This window comes from Citricoccus zhacaiensis (genome assembly GCF_014645315.1).
Lineage (GTDB): Bacteria > Actinomycetota > Actinomycetes > Actinomycetales > Micrococcaceae > Citricoccus > Citricoccus zhacaiensis.
This window is the reverse complement of the sequence record NZ_BMLQ01000011.1, coordinates 32112-48732: the sequence shown is the minus strand read 5'-3', so window position 1 is coordinate 48732 and position 16621 is coordinate 32112. Positions and strand designations below refer to the sequence as shown.

Annotated in this window: 14 protein-coding genes; 9 read left to right on the top strand and 5 right to left on the bottom strand. The window is 67.8% G+C overall.

Translation table 11 applies throughout. The features are described 5' to 3' along the window. Nucleotides 1-136: 136 nt before the first annotated feature. On the bottom strand, nucleotides 137-628 hold the full coding sequence (locus IEX49_RS15195; protein ID WP_188806951.1) for a MarR family winged helix-turn-helix transcriptional regulator: 492 nt from the start codon (nucleotides 626-628) through the stop codon (nucleotides 137-139). Nucleotides 629-677: 49 nt separating this feature from the next. Between IEX49_RS15195 and IEX49_RS15190 the strand changes: the two genes are divergently transcribed. Further along, on the top strand, nucleotides 678-2360 hold the full coding sequence (locus IEX49_RS15190) for a dihydroxyacetone kinase family protein (protein WP_188806950.1): 1683 nt from the start codon (nucleotides 678-680) through the stop codon (nucleotides 2358-2360). Between the two features lie 33 nt (nucleotides 2361-2393). Here IEX49_RS15190 and IEX49_RS15185 read toward each other — a convergent pair whose 3' ends face one another. Further along, a complete protein-coding gene (locus IEX49_RS15185; RefSeq protein WP_188806949.1) occupies nucleotides 2394-3596 on the bottom strand; it encodes a cytochrome P450 in 1203 nt (400 codons plus the stop codon). 68 nt (nucleotides 3597-3664) lie between these two features. Next, nucleotides 3665-4630 carry a LysR family transcriptional regulator gene (locus IEX49_RS15180; protein WP_188806948.1) on the bottom strand — a complete coding sequence of 322 codons (966 nt, stop codon included), beginning with the start codon at nucleotides 4628-4630 and terminating at the stop codon, nucleotides 3665-3667. A gap of 139 nt (nucleotides 4631-4769) precedes the next feature. Between IEX49_RS15180 and IEX49_RS15175 the strand changes: the two genes are divergently transcribed. Beyond that, the gene (locus IEX49_RS15175) at nucleotides 4770-5099 is read left to right on the top strand and encodes a 2Fe-2S iron-sulfur cluster-binding protein (protein ID WP_188806947.1); all 330 of its coding nucleotides are present in this window, start codon (nucleotides 4770-4772) and stop codon (nucleotides 5097-5099) included. Between the two features lie 3 nt (nucleotides 5100-5102). Then, the gene (locus IEX49_RS15170; protein WP_188806946.1) at nucleotides 5103-6458 is read left to right on the top strand and encodes an NAD(P)/FAD-dependent oxidoreductase; all 1356 of its coding nucleotides are present in this window, start codon (nucleotides 5103-5105) and stop codon (nucleotides 6456-6458) included. Between the two features lie 34 nt (nucleotides 6459-6492). Here the strand turns inward: IEX49_RS15170 and IEX49_RS15165 are convergent, their stop codons facing one another. After that, entirely contained in the window at nucleotides 6493-7935 is a 1443-nt protein-coding gene (locus IEX49_RS15165) for a GntP family permease (RefSeq protein ID WP_188806945.1), read from the bottom strand. Nucleotides 7936-8098: 163 nt separating this feature from the next. After that, nucleotides 8099-9628, bottom strand: coding sequence for an aldehyde dehydrogenase family protein (locus IEX49_RS15160; protein ID WP_188806944.1), 1530 nt, complete (start codon nucleotides 9626-9628; stop codon nucleotides 8099-8101). A gap of 387 nt (nucleotides 9629-10015) precedes the next feature. Here IEX49_RS15160 and IEX49_RS15155 point away from each other — a divergent pair, with 387 nt between their 5' ends. From IEX49_RS15155 to IEX49_RS15130, 6 genes are all read left to right on the top strand, one after another. Next, complete coding sequence (locus tag IEX49_RS15155) at nucleotides 10016-10879, top strand: transketolase (RefSeq protein WP_268237735.1); 864 nt, start codon at nucleotides 10016-10018, stop codon at nucleotides 10877-10879. 2 nt (nucleotides 10880-10881) lie between these two features. Beyond that, nucleotides 10882-11880, top strand: a complete 999-nt coding sequence (locus IEX49_RS15150; RefSeq protein WP_188806942.1) for a transketolase family protein — start codon at nucleotides 10882-10884, stop codon at nucleotides 11878-11880. Then, a complete protein-coding gene (locus IEX49_RS15145; protein ID WP_188806941.1) occupies nucleotides 11877-12968 on the top strand; it encodes a zinc-dependent alcohol dehydrogenase in 1092 nt (363 codons plus the stop codon). The genes IEX49_RS15150 and IEX49_RS15145 overlap by 4 nt, the downstream gene beginning before the upstream one ends. Then, complete coding sequence (locus tag IEX49_RS15140) at nucleotides 12965-14494, top strand: sugar ABC transporter ATP-binding protein (RefSeq protein WP_188806940.1); 1530 nt, start codon at nucleotides 12965-12967, stop codon at nucleotides 14492-14494. Before IEX49_RS15145 ends, IEX49_RS15140 begins: the two co-directional genes overlap by 4 nt. Before the next feature lies 1 nt (nucleotide 14495). Beyond that, nucleotides 14496-15503, top strand: a complete 1008-nt coding sequence (locus IEX49_RS15135) for an ABC transporter permease (RefSeq protein WP_188806939.1) — start codon at nucleotides 14496-14498, stop codon at nucleotides 15501-15503. An 80-nt stretch (nucleotides 15504-15583) separates the two neighbouring features. After that, complete coding sequence (locus IEX49_RS15130; protein ID WP_188806938.1) at nucleotides 15584-16585, top strand: sugar ABC transporter substrate-binding protein; 1002 nt, start codon at nucleotides 15584-15586, stop codon at nucleotides 16583-16585. Nucleotides 16586-16621 lie beyond the last annotated feature (36 nt).

The window sequence follows — 16621 nt, the reverse complement described above, 5'->3', positions numbered from 1 at the left end:
GGTACCTGCCTTGGGTGATCCGGAGGGGGTCCGGTGGAGCATGACCGGGAGAGTCACTTTCCGAGTTGCAATTGCAACGAGTGTCGCATCTCACATACGATTCGACAAGTACCAAAAAAGTCGGTGGCGTAGTGCCTCAGGAATTCTCGAGCGAAGGCGGGGTGTTCATCAGAGGAATGTTCTCGTACATCCGCCGCAGGAAGGACTGCAGCTGGGCCCGTTCCTCATCCGAGAAGCCATGCACCATCAGCTCGGCGCGCTCCAGGGCCACGGGCAGCACCGCATCGTGCACCTCGGCACCCTGGGGAGTCAGGAACAATCGGCGGCGGGAGCCCTCCTGCTCCCAACAGATGAGTCCCTTGTCCCGCAGTCGCTGGAGCCGGCGGCTGACCACCGACTTGTCCAGGGCGACCTGCTCCGAGATGTCCACGGCCTGGCATCCCGGGCGGTTGGACAGCGTGGACAGGATGGCGAAGTCCGGCGAGGTGACTCCGAACCGCTCGTTGTAGATCCGCGACCCGCCCCACACGTGGGCGTTGTCCACCAGGGACAGGTAGGCCGGGGGGAAGGTCTCCCGGTCGATCGTGTGCTTGAGTCGGGTGCGGATCGGTTCGGCGGCGGACGTCATGTGGCCCATCAAACCATCAGTAGTGACCAACTCAGAGACGAAGGACAGCATGAAGAAGCTCATCAACAACCCGCGCGACGTCGTGGTCGAATCCCTGACCGGACTGGTACGGATGAATCCGGGCGTTCGGTTGTTGGAGGGCTCCCGCACGGTGGTGGAGGACCGAGCCTCCGAGCGTGGCCGGGTGGCGGTCCTCTCCGGCGGCGGTGCCGGACACGAGCCGGCGCATGCGGGATTCGTGGGCGCCGGGATGCTGACCGGTGCGGTCTCGGGTGAGGTCTTCACGTCCCCCTCGGTGGACGACATCCTGGCCGGCATCCGTGCGGTGGACTCCGGGGCCGGGGTACTGCTGATCGTGAAGAGCTACACGGGCGACCGGCTGAACTTCGGATTGGCCGCGGAGTTGGCCCGCGCGGACGGCATCGACGTACGGATGGTCGTGGTGGCGGACGATGTCGCCCTCGCCGGGTCCAGTGACCACGCAGGGCATCGCGGTATCGCCGGCACGGTGCTGGTGCACAAGATCGCCGGGGCCGCGGCTGCCGCCGGCCAGGATCTGGATGCTGCGGCCCGGGCGGCCCAGTCTGCGGCGGATTCCCTTGCCACCATGGGCGTGGCCCTGGGCTCGTGCACGGTGCCGGCCGCCGGCAGTCCGAACTTCGAGCTCGGTGAGGACGAGGTCGAGTGGGGCCTGGGGATCCATGGAGAGCAGGGGGTGGAGCGCTCTGCGCTGGTCACCGCCACCGAGGCCGTGGACCGGTTGCTGTCGGCCTGCCTGACGGTCGGTCGGATTCCCGACGCCGGCCGGGTCGCCCTGCTGGTCAACAACCTGGGTGGCAGTTCGGCGATGGAGATCTCCCTGGTGGCCGACGCCGCCCTAACCTGGTTGGCGGAGCGTGGCCTCGACGTGGTCAGGGCCTGGTCCGGCACCTTCTTGACGGCCATGGAGATGGAAGGCGTGTCCTTGTCACTCCTGGCCGTGGATGACGACCTGCTGGAGCTCCTGGATGCGCCGGCCGGGACGTCGGCGTGGCCGGCCCTGTCCGGCTGGGTGAACACCGAGCCGTTCCTGGCGGCACCGCCGGCCGAGGCGTTCGGCCTGGAGGGTCCGGCGCTCGCCGGCCCGGGACGGACGGTGCTGGACGGTGTCCTTCAGACGATGCAGGACGCGGAACCTGAGCTCACGGCCATGGACCAACAGGTGGGCGACGGCGACCTCGGCCACAGTCTGCACCGCGGCGCCCGCGCGGTGCTCCAGGAACAGGCCAGTCTGCCCTGCCGTCCGGACCTCCTGCTGCGGCGGATCTCCGCGGTGGCCCGCAAGAGCATCGGTGGCACCTCGGGGCCGCTGTATGCGGTCTTCCTGCTGAAGGCCTCCGAGGCGCTGGCCGGCATCGAGCACCCGGCATCCGCTGACTGGGCCAGGGCACTGGCTGCCGGTCAGCGAGGGATTCAGGATCTGGGCGGGGCCCGCCCGGGGGATCGCACCATGCTGGATGCCCTCGCTCCGGCGGCTGAGGCCTTCGCCGGTGCCGGGTCCGAACCGCTGCCGGTGGCCCTGCGCTTTGCTGCCGACGCGGCCCGGGCCGGCGCCGAGGCCACAGCGGACATGACCCCGCGCCGGGGCCGCTCCAGCTACGCCGGGGACCGCGTCAAGGGGCACCTGGACCCGGGTGCCTGGGCTGTGTACCTGTGGCTGGACGCAGCGGCCCGGGCGGTTGAGCGCGGCTGACGCGGAAGGCGGTTCCCGCTCGGCGCGGGCAAGCTACTTCAGCGTCACCCGCATCGGCATCGAGGTGTAGCCGCGCAGCCAGTGGTTGAGCTTGCGCACGGGTTCGGACGTGACCTCGAGCGAGTCCACGCGGGTGGCAAAGGCCGTCAACAGGCATTCGGCCTCCATGCGGGCCATCATCTGGCCCACGCAGGCGTGGATGCCGTAGCCGAAGGCCGCGTGGCCGCGGACGTCGCGGGTGATGTCAAAGGCCTCCGGGTCGGGCCAGCGGCGCGGGTCTCGGTTGGCGGCGGAGAGGCAGGTGATGATCTTCTGCTCTGGTTCCAGCACCACGCCGCCGAGTTCGGTGCGCGTGCCCACGGTCCGGCCGATGTAGGGACTCGGGGCATGGCAGCGCAGCGTCTCCTCGAAGACCGTGCGCGCCAAGGACGGGTTCTCGCGGAGGGCGGACCAGGCATCCGGGGTTCGGGACAGGGCCAGCAGGGCGTTGCCGATCCCGAGCATGGTGGTGTCCAAGCCGGCGGAGAGGAAGGTCCGCACCAGCAGTCCGGCCGTCTCCTCCGTGATGGCACCCTCGTCCGCCGCGGTGAAGAACTTGCCGGCCAGCTTGGTCTGGTCCAGGTTCTCGCGGCGCATCTGCCACTCCACGTACTCCGTGGCCTCGGCCGCCTGGATCATCGCCTCCTCGTAGAGCGCATCGTCCCGGGGCCCCATGGCCTGGAAGTTCAGGTTGGCGTACTTCAGCAGGTACTGCCGCCCCTCGGGAGCCAGGCCGACGGCGTCCGGCAGCACCCGCAACGGGTAGGCCTCGGCAAGGTCCGTCACGGCATCGAACTCGCCCTGGGCGCAGACCTCGTCCACCACGGCGAAGGCCTCGGCCTGGAAGTCCTCCTTGAGTTGCTTGACGACCTTGAGGGAGAGCACGGAGTTCATGAGCTTGCGCGTGGCGGTGTGCTGTGGCTGGTCCTGTTCCAGGATCACGCTAGGCTTGCGCCAGTTCGCCTCCAGCGCGGTGTTCGTCAGGCCGGTGCCGTGCGAGGAGATGAAGGTCCCCTGGTCCAGGAAGATCTCCTGGACCAGGTCTGCCCGCCCCGTGGCCCAGATGCCGTGGGACTCGAGCCAGACGATCGGGCCGGCCTCGCGGATCGCGTCCTCGACGGGGTGTGGGTCCTGCAGCGAGGGGACGGAGAAGGGGTCCACGTCGAGAGTGGGCGCGCCGCTGGCCACGGTGGTCATGGTCTCTCCTTCACCGGCCCAGAAGCCGCTCGTTGCAATTGCAACTCAGTTTGCCATGAGTCACTACCTCAAGCAATGCCCGAGGTCTTGCGTAGGCGCCGCTCCTCGTCGATCCGGGCGATGTGGGGCGCGAAGTTCGCCTCCGCGAAGGTGACCATCTCGGTGATGCGGCGCGGGGGCCGGCGTCGGGCCTGGGGTTTGAGCCAGGCGATGTGGACGAAGACGTTCCCGTCCTCGACGTGCAGGGGGACCTCGACCACCGGGTGACCGTCCACGGTCCACGGCGAGGCGTCCGGCTGCACCAGGATGGCCACACCCAGGCCCTTGCCCACGAGGGCGCGGGTCAGCGGCAGGGACGAGGTGACCCAGGCGATGCGCTCGTCGTCCTCCGTGGTGTCCAGGTCCCGGAGCGTGTTGGCCTTGCTGGGGGCATCGCCGAGCAGGATGATCTTCTCCCCGGTCAGATCCTGCAGCGTCACGGAGGGCTGGGCCGCCAACGGGTGGTCAGCCGGCATCAGGACGTAGGGCGGCCGCTCGAGGATGGGCTGGTGGTCCACCTCGGCCGGGACCTCATGGAGGTAGGTGAACCCCACGTCGATGGCACCGGAGGTCAGGCCGGCCATCAGCTCGGCATGCTGGACCTCCACGAAGGACAGCTCCACCAGGGGGTGCTCCGCGGCGAAGTCCCCCAGGAGCAGGGGCAGCACGTAGGGGGCCAGGGTCTGGTAGACGCCGATCGTCAACGGGCCGCGCAGCTGACCGTCCCGCTCCTGCAGGATCCGGCCGGCTTCCTGGGCGGTGTGGAGGACGACCCCCGCCTCGCGGTGCAACTGGCGGCCCGCGGCGGTGGGCCAGGCGCCTTGGGCCTTGCGGCGGACGAGGAGACGCTGGCTGACCTGCTTCTCGAGCTCGTCGATCGCGGAGGACACCGAGGACTGGGCCGTGTGCAGGTCACGGGCGGCGGCGGAGAGGGAGCCGGTGCGCACCACGGCATCGAAGATCTCCAGCTGACGCAGGGTGAAGGGCAGGGCCATGCGGCTCCTTTATCGGCAATAGCGATGAACTACCCCTAATCTTCCACTTTGCGCCGATGTGGTGTCCAGCACATTCTGGAGGTCACACCACCCTCAGATCCCGGCACTGCCGCCGGGCCGATCCCCCCAGGAGCCCACCATGCCCACCATCACGTATCACCAGCCCGGCGGCGACACCCAGGTCATCGAGCTCGAGAAGCCCGACCGCATCATGCAGGCGGCGCTGAAGAACAGCGTCCCCGGCATCGTCGGGGAGTGCGGCGGCCAGGCGATGTGCGCCACCTGCCACGTGTACGTCCGCGAGGAGTACCTGGACGCCCTGCCGGAGATCGGCGACGACGAGGAGGAGATGCTCGAGGTCACCGCCTCCGAGCGTGATGAACGCCGCAGCCGCCTGGGCTGCCAGATCGAGGTCGGCGGCAGCGGCCCGGAGGCCATCGAGGTCGATATCCCGGAAGAGCAGGTCTGAGCCATGAGTGCGCACCAGTATCAGGACCAGAGCCAGAACCAGACCCCGTCCTCAGTGGCAGATCCGGACGCCCGCGGCGTCGTCATCATCGGCGGCGGCCAGGCCGGACTGCAGGCCGCAGCGTCTCTGCGCTCCGAGGGCTTCACCGGCAAGGTCACCATCGTGGCCGAGGAGCCAGGCCTGCCCTATCAGCGGCCGCCGCTGTCCAAGGACTACCTGAAGGCCAGGCTCACTGACGGTGCTGACGGTACTGACGGTTCAGGCGGTACCTCGGCCGCGCCCCTGCCCCTGCGCGGTGCGGCGTTCTTCGCGGACCACGCCATCACCCTGCTCACCGGCACCGCCGCCACCAGCGTGGACCGGCAGGCCAAGACCGTCACCCTCGCTGACGGCACGGTGCTGGGCTACGACTCGCTGGTCTTCGCCACCGGCGCCCGCAACCGCGAGTTGCCGACCCCGGGCATCGACCTGCCGGGCATCCACGGACTGCGCACCCTGGAGGACGCCGAACAGCTCGGCGCCGCGCTGGAGACCGCGCAGAACGTGGTCGTGGTCGGCGCCGGATTCATCGGCCTGGAATTCGCGACGGCGGCCCTCGCCCGCGGCTGCCAGGTCACCGTCCTGGAGTTCGCGCCCCGCCCGATGGGCCGCGCGCTCACCCCGCTGCTGGGCGACTGGTTCGCCGGCGCCCACCGGGATCTGGGTATCGACCTGAGGCTGAACGAGGGCATCGCCTCCTTCGAGGCCGGCGACGACGGCCGGGTCGCCTTCGCGGTCTCGACCACCGGGGACCGGTACCCGGCAGACCTGGTGGTGGCCGGCGTCGGGGTCCAGCCGAACGACCAGCTGGCCGCCGAGGCCGGGCTGGAGACCGCCAACGGGATCGTGGTGGACGCGAACCTGCGCACCGCTGACCCGGACATCTACGCGATCGGGGACTGTGCCGCGTTTCCCTGCGTGCACGCCGGCGGGCCGTTCCGGCTCGAATCCGTGCAGAACGCCACCGATCACGCCAGGCACGTGGCCGGCGTGATCCTCGGCGCCGACGCCCCGTATGCGGAGCTGCCGTGGTTCTGGTCCACCCAGGGGCCGTTCCGGTTGCAGATGGCCAACATCGTGCGGGCGGACGACGAGACCGTGATGGTGGGGGACCCGGATCCTGCCCACCCGAAGTTCTCCGTGTTCTGTTTCCGCGACGGGATCCTGGCAGCCGTGGAGTCCGTGAACATGCCCAGCGACCACCTCTCGGCCCGAAAGATCCTCGCTGCGGGCCTCGAGATCACCCGCGAAGAGGCCCTGTCCGAAGGGTTCTCCCTCCGGGCCGCCTATAAGGAGCGGACCCAGCCCGCGGCGGTGTAGCCGGCACCCGACACGTCCGCCGCCACCGACTGGACTAGGCGGGAAGCACCAGCGCGAGGACCACCACGATCGGCAGCGAGATGACCGAGGAGATGGACGTGGACATGGTGAGCGTCTTGAGGGAGCCCTTGGTCGTGAGGCCGAGCAGCGAGTTGAACATCCAGAAGAAGTTGCTGTTCACCTGGAGCGCGAACATCGCACCGGAGGCGATGGCCAGGCCCATCGCGATGGGACTCACGGCCACCGCGCCGAGCACCGGTGCGATGATGCCGGCCGCCGCGATGGCTGCGACGGAGACCGAGCCGATGGCCAGGTGCAAGAGCGCCGCGACGAACCAGGCCAGCACGATGATGAGGACCGTCGGCATGCTCTCATCGGCCGTGAACAGACCCGCCAGGAGCTGGTCGAGACCCGAGGCGCCGATCACGGCACCGAGCGAACCGCCCACACCGGTGATGAGCAGGATCTCGCCGGTGGTGTGGAAACCGGACTGCAGAGCCTCCTGCGTGGTGTCATTGCCGTTCGTGATCCGGGACAGCAGGTAGGCGCCGAGCAGGCCGATGAACAGGGCTATATTGGCGTCCCCGAAGAACTCGATGACCGGATTGGTGAACTCGAAGAGGCCCGCGAAGGCCCCGAAGGCGATGAGGACCAACGGCACGATGATCGGCAGAAACAGGACGATCAGCGGCAGTTCACGCGCCGCCGTCGCCGTGCCGGCAGAGCCGGCCGTTCCGTTCGAATGGGTGGACCCGGCACCGCCAGCATCGGTGGTTCCGCCGTGACCGGTGGAGCCCGAGTGAGCCGCCTGGACGCGCGCCTCCTCGAGCTCCGACGCGGGCGCCGTGCCCTCGTCGGTCGCGGGCTTCCAGTAGTTCGTCCGCAGGATGAGGCGCATCACGAGCGTGGTGAGGAGAGCCGTGACCGGCCCCAGGACGAGGCCGTAGAGCAGCCATTGACCCAGCGGGATGCCCATGAGCCCGGTGATGGAGATGGCTGCCAGACCCGGGACGACGAATACGTAGCCCGAGAAGATGCCCGTACCGAGTGCCGCCGCCAGGAGGGGTAGACCGTGCTTGCCGATCTTCGGAGCAGCGGATCGTGCCACGGGGGCCGCGAGGACCACCTGGACATCCACGTAGATGGACGGCATCACCACGGACAGCAACGCCGCCAGCGAATACGGCAGCCGATGCGCGCCCACCGTCCGCACGAGGACCGTCACGAGTCGGGTGAAGGCGCCGCTCGCGTGCAGCTGCGAGCCGATGAGCACGCCGAAACCGATGAGCAGCCCGACCTCGATCATGATCTCGCCGAACCCAGTGGTGATCGCCTCGACGGTGCCAGCCAGGCCCACTCCGGAGGCGATCCCCAGGTACAGGCAACCGAGGACCAGGCTGATGACCGGATCCACCTTGAGGCGGATGATGAGGACGACGATCACCAGGATGGCGATGAGGGTGTGGACGGCGATCATGGTGTTACCTTCCGCACGGGATGGAGGCGTCATTCATCGTGCGGAGTCGAATGGCCCTGGATGCTGCGACTCGCCGACCCTAGCAAGCGAGTGAGCTGCGACACAAAGGAACCCCGCGGCCTCGATCGGGCCGCGGGGTTCCTGACTCGCCTGAGCGGAGGGGTCAGCCGACGGGCGTGCTGTCTGCCTCACCCGACGAGGGCTCCTCCTTCAGCAGGCCCAGGGCGTGTGGCTCCTGGAAGTTCCTCAGGCCGATCGTGCCCATCTCGCGGCCGATGCCGGACTGCTTAATGCCGCCGAAGGGGGCGCGCTGGTCCAGCAGGGCGGGGCCATGGGTGTTGTGGAAGACGTATCCGGCCTGCAGCCGGGAGCCGACCTCGATGGCGGTCTGCTCGTCCGCGGTCCACACGGAGTTGCACAGGCCGTATTGCGTGTTGTTGACCATCCGGATGCCGTCCTCGAGGTCCTCGAAGGTGAGGATCGGGATGGTCGGCCCGAACTGCTCCTCCGTGACCACGCGCAGGGCCGGATCCGGATCCAGCACGAGCGAGGGGCGCATGAAGTGCCCCTCGGCCCATTCGCCGCCCGGTAGCTCGCCGAACTCGCGGACCTCGGCGCCGGAGTCCTTGGCCTCCTGGACCAGGGCCTGCACGAACTCGAGTTGAGCCTTCTGGTGGAAGGGGCCCATGGTGGTGGAGGAGTCCGTGGCCGGACCGAGCTTGACCTGCTCCAGGCGCTGGGTCAGTTCCGCCACCAGCTCATCCTTCTTGGAGGAGTGGACGTAGATGCGCTTGGCGTTCATACAGACCTGGCCGGTGGTGCCGAAGATGCCCATGAACAGCAGGTCCATGCTCTGCTCGGTGAACTCGGCGTCCTCGAGGATCAGCACGCCGTCATTACCCCCGAGCTCCAGGGTGACGTTGGTCAGCGTCTGCGCGGCCATGGACATGATCTTCTTGCCGCCACCGACGGAACCGGTGAAGCAGACCTTGGCGACGTCCTGGTTGGAGACCAACGCCTCGCCGATCTCCGCGTCCTCGCCGGTCACCACATTGAGTACCCCGGCGGGCAGCCGCTCCGCCACGCGCTGCACGGCGCGAGTGGTGGCCAACGGGCAGGAGGGCGGCGGCTTGACCACCACGGTGTTCCCGGCCATCAGGGCGTAGGGCAGGGAGGCGCCGAGGATGGCGATGGGCCAGTTGAAGGGCACGATGATCGTCACCACGCCCATGGGCTGATGGGAGATGCGTACCTCGGTGGGCGGCCCCGGAAGGGTCTCGACGGCGTCCACCTCCTCGGCGAGGCCGATCGCCAGTTCGAAGCGCTGGACCAGGCCCATCAGGTCAAAGGTCGATTCCCCGACGACCTTGCCGTTCTCAGAGGAGAGAATGGCGGCCTCCTGTTCGGAGCCCTCCATGATGGCGGCCGCGGCCGCGGTCAAGGCCTCACCGCGTTCAGGTCCGGACAGGGCGGCCCACGCCGGGAAGGCGTCCTGGGCGACGGCGACGGCGGCCAGCGCCTGCTCGCGCGACGCGGCGGCCGCCTGCCCCACCACCTCGGAGGGTTTGGCGGGATTGACGACGGTCAGCTTGGACTCGCTCTGGTGCTCCCGCCCCCCGTAGTACAACGGCGTGCTGGGACGATCGTGGTCCTCGACGCTGCCCGGCGACGGGGAGGTGGTGGTGTCAGTCATGATGCCTCTTTCAGGGATGATGAATGCGGCCGATCTGAAGTGGAATGCCTAAAGTGAATGCGGTGAAAAACAGTTCCGCGGTGAGACGGTGGGCCCCGGTGACGCAGGCGCGGCAACGTGAGCAACATTACTTCAAGGATAGTGAACCAAAGCCGTTCGGGGTACGTCAAGGAGGGGGCCTCTCCGAGTGGTCGTCTTTGGTGTCACGGAGCCGGGGCGGATGGATTGGTGGGTAAATGGCCACGTCAAACGGCTTTGAACGCAGTTAGCGCAAATTTGCGTGAAATACCCCTTTACGCGGGCCCCTGAGGGAGCCTATGGTCTCCGGAGACATAGATCACATCTCAGCGAAGTGGCTGGGGTAACGCGATTTCCCTGGGGGAACACATGGCGGCAACGATCACCAGACCGGAGACTGACGTTTCCGAGTTGGAAGACCTTTCGTACGAACTGAGGGAGAAATTACTTCTTCTCTGCGGAGAGTATGACGGTTCTGTGCACATAGGCGGCGACCTTTCCTGTGCTGACATATTGACCTTGTTGTTCCAGTACGGGATGCACGTGGACCCACAGGACCTACGCAACCCCGAGCGGGACCGGTTCGTCCTGAGCAAAGGCCACGCAGCGGTCTGCATGTACATCACGATGGCCATCCGCGGGTTCTTCGACTACCGGGAGATCGTGGACACCTACGGCCAGCTCGGCTCCGCCTACGGAATGCACCCGTGCAAGGTTCAGCTGCCCGGTGTGGAGGTGTCCACCGGCTCCCTCGGCCACGGCCTGCCACTGGCCACCGGCATGGCCCTGCACGGCAAGCGCAGCGGCATGGACCACCGCGTCTTCACCCTCATGGGAGACGGCGAGACCGGCGAGGGGTCCGTGTGGGAGGCCGCCCTGGCGGCCCACAGCAACAACCTGGGCAACCTGGTGGCGTTCATCGACCGCAACCGCCAGCTGATGACGAGCTTCTCCGAGGAACGCGTGAAGCTGGAGCCCTATCCGGACAAGTGGCGTGCCTTCGGGTGGAACGTCATCGAGGTGGACGGCCATGACATGGCTGCCCTGGTGCAGGCCTTCGACTCCCTGCCGGCCCCCGATTCGGACGTTCCCACCGTGGTCATCTGCGACACCGTCAAGGGCAAGGGCGTCGACTTCATGGAACGCAACCTCGCCTGGCACGCCGGCTCCCTCAATGACACGGATCTGGCGCGAGCCCTGGCCTCGCTGGCCCACGGACGAAAGGCGGCGTGATCATGTCCACCGCAGCCAAGACAGTCACCGCACCCGGCACGGACCAGATCACCTCCTTCACCTTCGGGGAGCTGCTCTCCTCCCGGACCGTGATCGGCCAGACACTCAAGGAACTCGGCGAGACCCATGACAACCTGTGGGTGCTGACCCCGGACATCGGGGCCACCCTCGTGGAGTTCAGGGACACCTACCCGGACCGTTTCGTGGATGTGGGCCTGTCCGAACAGGCCTGCGTGGGCATCGCCGCCGGCCTGGCCAACGAGGGCAACATCCCCGTGGTCTCCGGCATGCTCCCGTTCCTGAGCATGCGCGCCCTGGAGCAGGTCCGCTCGGACATCTGCTATCCGAACCTGCCCGTGAAGATCGTCGGGACCCACGGCGGGCTCGTCGGCAACGGCGGCTCCACCCACTACGCCGTGGAGGACCTGGGCCTGATGACCTCCCTGGTCAACATGACCGTCACCTCGATCGGGGATCCGCTCATGGTCGGCGAGGTGCTGCGCCAGTCGATGGCCATGACCGGACCGCTGTACATCCGCCTGGCTGTGGGCAAGAAGGACAAAGTGGTCTACGAGCCCGGCTCCGTGCAGATCGAGATCGGCAAGGGCATCACCGCGCGCGAGGGCACCGACCTGACCCTCTTCGCCCACGGCGAGACGGTGTCCCAGGCCCTGGACGCCGCGGGCATCCTGGCCCGCGAGCACGGCATCAACGCCCGCGTGGTGGACATGTTCACCCTCAAGCCGATCGATGAGGACCTCATCCTGCGCTGCGCCGAGGAGACCGGCCGCTTCGTGGTGGTCGAGGACCACCTGACCTACGGCGGGCTCGCCTCGCAGATCGCGGACGTCATCGCGGACCGAGGCATCCGGCTCGACGGTTTCCGCCGCCTGGGCATCCCGCAGGTCTTCGCCGGCTTCGGCGAGGACACCGAGCTTCGGGACAAGCACGGCTACGGGCTGCAGGCCACGGTGGACGCGGCCCTCGCGGTGACAGCATGACGGCCGTCGAGACCGTCGCGGTCACCCGCATCGGCAGCCTCCGGGCGCCCGACGCCGGCCAGCGCGGAACCATCGGCGTCGTCACCTTCCCCGCGGACGAGGTGGGCCCGGAAGACGTGCGCATCACGGTCGCCTACGCCGCGATCTGCGGCTCAGACCCGCACCTGGCCGAAGGGTTCTTCGGCACCGAGGTGCCGATCGGGCTGGGACATGAGCTCTCCGGCGTCGTGGCCGAACTCGGGCCGAAGGTGCGCCGGACGGACCTGCGGGTGGGGGACCGTGTCTCGGGTAACTTCGTCCGCTTCTGCGGTGCCTGCCAGCCCTGCCAGGACAGCCGCCAGCAGTTCTGCGAGCACCTCGGCGACTACAACCGCCCGGGCATGGCCCGCTCCGTCGTGTGGCACGAATCCCAGGTATACAGGCTCCCGGAGGAGGTCTCCCTGCTCAAGGGGTGTCTGCTGGAGCCCACCTCCGTGGCTGTGCGGATCGCGGACAAGTCCCGGGTGCGCCCGGGCGACCGCGTGGCGATCTGCGGTGGCGGACCCATCGGCCAGCTCACTCTGCAGCTCATGGCGCGGTACGGGGCCACCTCGCTCACGCTCATCGAACCGATCGCGGAGCGCCGCGAACTCGCCCGGCGCTTCGGGGCGCGGCACGTGATCGACCCCAAGGACGAGTCCCTGGAGGATCGGACGGGCGAGATCACCGGTGGGGCCGGCTTCGACGTCGTGATCGATGCCTCCGGTTCCCGGCACGCGGTGGCGGGGTTGCTGGACATCGCCGCTCCGGGTGGCACCGTGGTCTATGGGGCCATGTACCCGGAGGACTACGAGCTGCCGCTGAACCTCTCCGACTACCTGTACCGCAAGGAGCTGACCCTCACCGGGGTCTTCGTCTCCCCGTACACGTTCCCGCGGGCCGTGCGGCTCTTGGATGAACTGGACCTGGAGCCCTTCCTGCAGTCGGTCTTTGACCTGGAACAGGCCGCCGAGGCCTTCGAGACGCACGTGGGCGGGGCCTTTCCGAAGGTCATCATCCGTTGCAACGACCTGGCGGACGACGGTGCTGAGAGGGCTGGGCGACGATGAGTGCCTCCACCGCAGAACCCATCGCGCCGCCGGTCGGACAGCTGGCGTTGCAGGCCACGGCCATCTCCAAGCACTTCGACGGTGTGGCTGCACTCACGGACGCCCGGCTCGACGTCCGGCCGGGAGAGATCCACGCGCTGCTGGGTGAGAACGGGGCGGGAAAATCCACCCTGATCAAGATCCTGACAGGCGTGTACCGCCCGGATGCCGGCTCCATCGCCTCGGATGGCGAGCCCGTGCATTTCGCCGGGGTGAAGGACGCCCATCAGGCCGGTGTGGTGGCCCTGTATCAGGAGTTGTCGATCGTTCCGACGATCAGCGTGGCCGAGAACATCCTGCTCGGTGAGCGCACTCCGAATACCGCGGGCCTGGTCCGGTGGCCCGAGGCCAACCGTGAGGCCCGCAGGCACCTGGACCGACTCAACCAGCGCATCCCCGTCCGCCGTCTGGCCGGACAGCTCTCGCCGGTGCAGCAGACGATGGTGGCCGTGGCCCGTGCTCTGGCCGCCGACGCCCGCGTCCTCATCCTGGACGAACCCACCGCCTCTCTGACAGATACCGAGATCAAGGACCTCTTCGCCGTGCTGCGCAGCCTGCGCGACGAAGGAGTCGGGATCGTGTACGTCTCGCACCGACTGGAGGAGGTGTTCGAGCTGTGCGACCGGGTGACGATCATGCGCAACGGATCGACCATCTCCACCCGGGACGTCGCGGACATCACGATCGAGGGTGTCATCTCCACCATGGTCGGCCGCGACCCGGGGGAACTGTTCCCGGACCGGGGTACCGCGACGGACCGCGCTGTGGTGTCGGTCGAGTCGCTGACCGGTCGCCGGGTCCAGGATGTCTCCTTCACTGCACATGCCGGCGAAGTCATCGGTATCGGCGGCTTGGCCGGCTCCGGTCGCAGCGAACTCCTGTGTCTGCTGGCCGGTGCCCAGAAGGCCACCGGAGGCACCATCACGGTGGCGGGGCGGGTACTGCCCGCCAAGGGCGACGTCGGTGCAGTGCTCGACGCCGGCATGGTCCTGGTTCCCGAGGAACGCCGCAGTCAAGGCGTGTCCCTGAACGCCTCGATCCAGGACAACATCGCCCTGGCCAACCTGGAGAAGGTCAGCTCCGGCGGATGGGTGTCAGCCCGCCGCGTGACCGAATTGGCGCGCCGGAGTATGGAGAACCTGCGCATCAAGGCGCGCGGCCCACGTCAGCACGTCGGCTCGCTCTCGGGCGGCAACCAGCAGAAGGTCGTCCTGGCCAAGATGCTGGCCCGGGAGCCGCACGTGCTGCTGCTCGACGAACCCACCCGGGGAATCGACGTCGGCACCAAGGCCGAGATCTACCGGCATATCCGCGAGCTCGCTGCCCAGGGGACCACGATCATCGCCGTGAGTTCCGAACTCCCCGAACTGATCGGTCTCTCCGATCGGATCCTCATCATGCACGAGGGACGGATCTCCGGGCAGGTGCCCGCCGAAGGCGCCGACGAGGAACTCCTTCTCTCCTACTGCTACGGAAGGAATGCCTGACATGGCAACCACCGAAACCGTCTCGGCAGCGCCGTTGCCCCAAGATCGGCCCGACGAAGCCCGTGACGAGCGCAAGTCCCTCTCTCAGATGGTGCTCCAGAGCGGCACCATCATCGCCCTCGTGGGGCTGATCGTCATCTTCGGCATCATGAGCCCCAGTGGATTCCTCAGCCTGGGGAACCTGACGAACATCCTGGCCCAGGTCGCCATCCTGACCATCATCGCGGGAGCCCAGACGATCGTCATGGTCACCGGGCATTTCGACCTCTCTGTCGGCACCACGGCCACCCTCTCCGGAGCCAGCGCCTCGGCTTTCATGCTGTCCGGCCTCCCGGTCCCCGTCGCCATCATCCTGGGGCTGCTGGTCGGCCTGGGAGTGGGCATGATCAACGGCTTCCTGGTGGCCTTCCTGAACATCTCGGCCATCGTGGCCACCCTGGCAACCCTGACCACCGTCGGCGGTCTCGCCTTCATCGTCACGGACGGTACCACGCTGTACGGCATGCCGGAGGTCTTCTACTGGGTTGGCCAATCCCGCATCGCCGGCCTGCCCATGCCCGTGGTCATCGCCGTGGTCGTCGCCCTGGTCATCTGGATCGTGTTGAAGTACACCACGGTCGGCCGCCGCTGGTACGCCGTCGGCGGCAATGCTGACGTCGCCCGGTTGTCCGGCGTCAGCGTGCGCGGCAATGTGTTCTGGGCCTTCGCCCTGGCCGGCCTGGTCTCCGGGATGGGTGGGATCGTCCTGGTCAGCCGACTGTCCAGCGCCAGCGCCACCAGCGCCAACGACTACATGATGCTGGCCGTGGCAGCGGTCTTCCTGGGCATGACGCTCTCCAACTCCGGCCAGGCCAACCTTGGCGGGACCCTCGTAGGCGTTGGCATCATCGGCGTCCTGCAGAACGGCCTGAACATCGTGGGCGTCAACACCTACGTGCAACAGGTGCTGACCGGCATCATCATCGTCGCCGCCGTGCTGCTCTCCTCCTTCAAATCACGCCGGGCGTGACGCCCGTCAGTAGTCATCTCCATCACCCCCTGTCACCCTCTATCCCCACACCACGGTGTGCCCTACCTCGGGAGAAACCCATGCGCACTCGACTGAAGATCATCACCGGCCTCGCTGCGGCCGCCATGCTCGGCCTGACCGGCTGCTCCGGCCCTGGCACCGGCTCCGAAGCAGGTGGAACCTCCGGAGGCTCCGGCGATGACGGCACCTTCAAGGTCGCCGCCTTCACCGCCGGCTACGCGACGCCTGGCGGCAAACTGACCCTGGACAAGTTCGTGGAGGAGGGCAAGGCCAAGGGCTGGGACGTCACCCTCTACACCTCCGACTTTGACTACGACAAGATCAACTCGGACATGCAGTCCGCCATCACCCAGGGGGCAGACGTCATCCTGGCGGGCTTCCCCGATCCACGCCAGATCGCCCCGCTCGTCAACGCCGCCGAGTCCGCGGACATCCCCATCTTCTCCATCGATGGCGGGGTGGAACCCAACGAGGACTTCGTGGAGGACGTCACCTTCGACCAGGACCAGCTCGCTTCACTCACCGTGGGCGCGCTCGAGGAAGCCATGGGCGGCCTCGAGGGCAAGGACGTCATGGTGATCGGCCACGATCCCCACATCGGCATCATGACCCGCAGCAACCTCGCCTACGACATGCTCGAGGAGGCCGGGGCCATCATCGCCGGCGGTGAGATGAAGCAGGCCCTGAACCCGGGCACCTCCCAGGAGGAGGCGCTGAAGTTCGTCACCGACTTCCTGCAGGCCAATCCGGAAGGCTTGGACGGGGTCTGGGTCGGCTGGGACCACGCCGCACTGGGCGCCGCCCAGGCCATCAACGAAGCCGGCCGGGATGACATCTACGTGACCGGCGTGGACGCGCTCGGCGTGGCCGTCGAGGAGATCAAGAAGGACGGCCCGTTCTACGCCTCCGTCCACCAGGACTGGTTCTCCGTCGTCGACGTCGTGGTCGAGGACATCGAGGCCTACCGGGCTGACGGCACCCTGCCCGAGGAGAACTTCGTCGAGGTCGAGGGTGAGCTGATCGACCGCAACAATGCGGCCGACTTCACCCCGTCCATGTGACCCCGGGGGCGTGTCTGACCCGGCGGCAGTTGCACC

What these genes read in the sequence shown, in the direction of transcription:
- IEX49_RS15195 (WP_188806951.1), bottom strand. Translation starts at nt 628, where the DNA reads ATGACGTCCGCCGCCGAACCGATCCGCACCCGACTCAAGCACACGATC.
- IEX49_RS15130 (WP_188806938.1), top strand. Translation starts at nt 15,584, where the DNA reads ATGCGCACTCGACTGAAGATCATCACCGGCCTCGCTGCGGCCGCCATG.
- IEX49_RS15170 (WP_188806946.1), top strand. Translation starts at nt 5,103, where the DNA reads ATGAGTGCGCACCAGTATCAGGACCAGAGCCAGAACCAGACCCCGTCC.
- IEX49_RS15165 (WP_188806945.1), bottom strand. Translation starts at nt 7,935, where the DNA reads ATGATCGCCGTCCACACCCTCATCGCCATCCTGGTGATCGTCGTCCTC.
- IEX49_RS15150 (WP_188806942.1), top strand. Translation starts at nt 10,882, where the DNA reads ATGTCCACCGCAGCCAAGACAGTCACCGCACCCGGCACGGACCAGATC.
- IEX49_RS15135 (WP_188806939.1), top strand. Translation starts at nt 14,496, where the DNA reads ATGGCAACCACCGAAACCGTCTCGGCAGCGCCGTTGCCCCAAGATCGG.
- IEX49_RS15160 (WP_188806944.1), bottom strand. Translation starts at nt 9,628, where the DNA reads ATGACTGACACCACCACCTCCCCGTCGCCGGGCAGCGTCGAGGACCAC.
- IEX49_RS15155 (WP_268237735.1), top strand. Translation starts at nt 10,016, where the DNA reads ATGGCGGCAACGATCACCAGACCGGAGACTGACGTTTCCGAGTTGGAA.
- IEX49_RS15190 (WP_188806950.1), top strand. Translation starts at nt 678, where the DNA reads ATGAAGAAGCTCATCAACAACCCGCGCGACGTCGTGGTCGAATCCCTG.
- IEX49_RS15180 (WP_188806948.1), bottom strand. Translation starts at nt 4,630, where the DNA reads ATGGCCCTGCCCTTCACCCTGCGTCAGCTGGAGATCTTCGATGCCGTG.
- IEX49_RS15140 (WP_188806940.1), top strand. Translation starts at nt 12,965, where the DNA reads ATGAGTGCCTCCACCGCAGAACCCATCGCGCCGCCGGTCGGACAGCTG.
- IEX49_RS15145 (WP_188806941.1), top strand. Translation starts at nt 11,877, where the DNA reads ATGACGGCCGTCGAGACCGTCGCGGTCACCCGCATCGGCAGCCTCCGG.
- IEX49_RS15175 (WP_188806947.1), top strand. Translation starts at nt 4,770, where the DNA reads ATGCCCACCATCACGTATCACCAGCCCGGCGGCGACACCCAGGTCATC.
- IEX49_RS15185 (WP_188806949.1), bottom strand. Translation starts at nt 3,596, where the DNA reads ATGACCACCGTGGCCAGCGGCGCGCCCACTCTCGACGTGGACCCCTTC.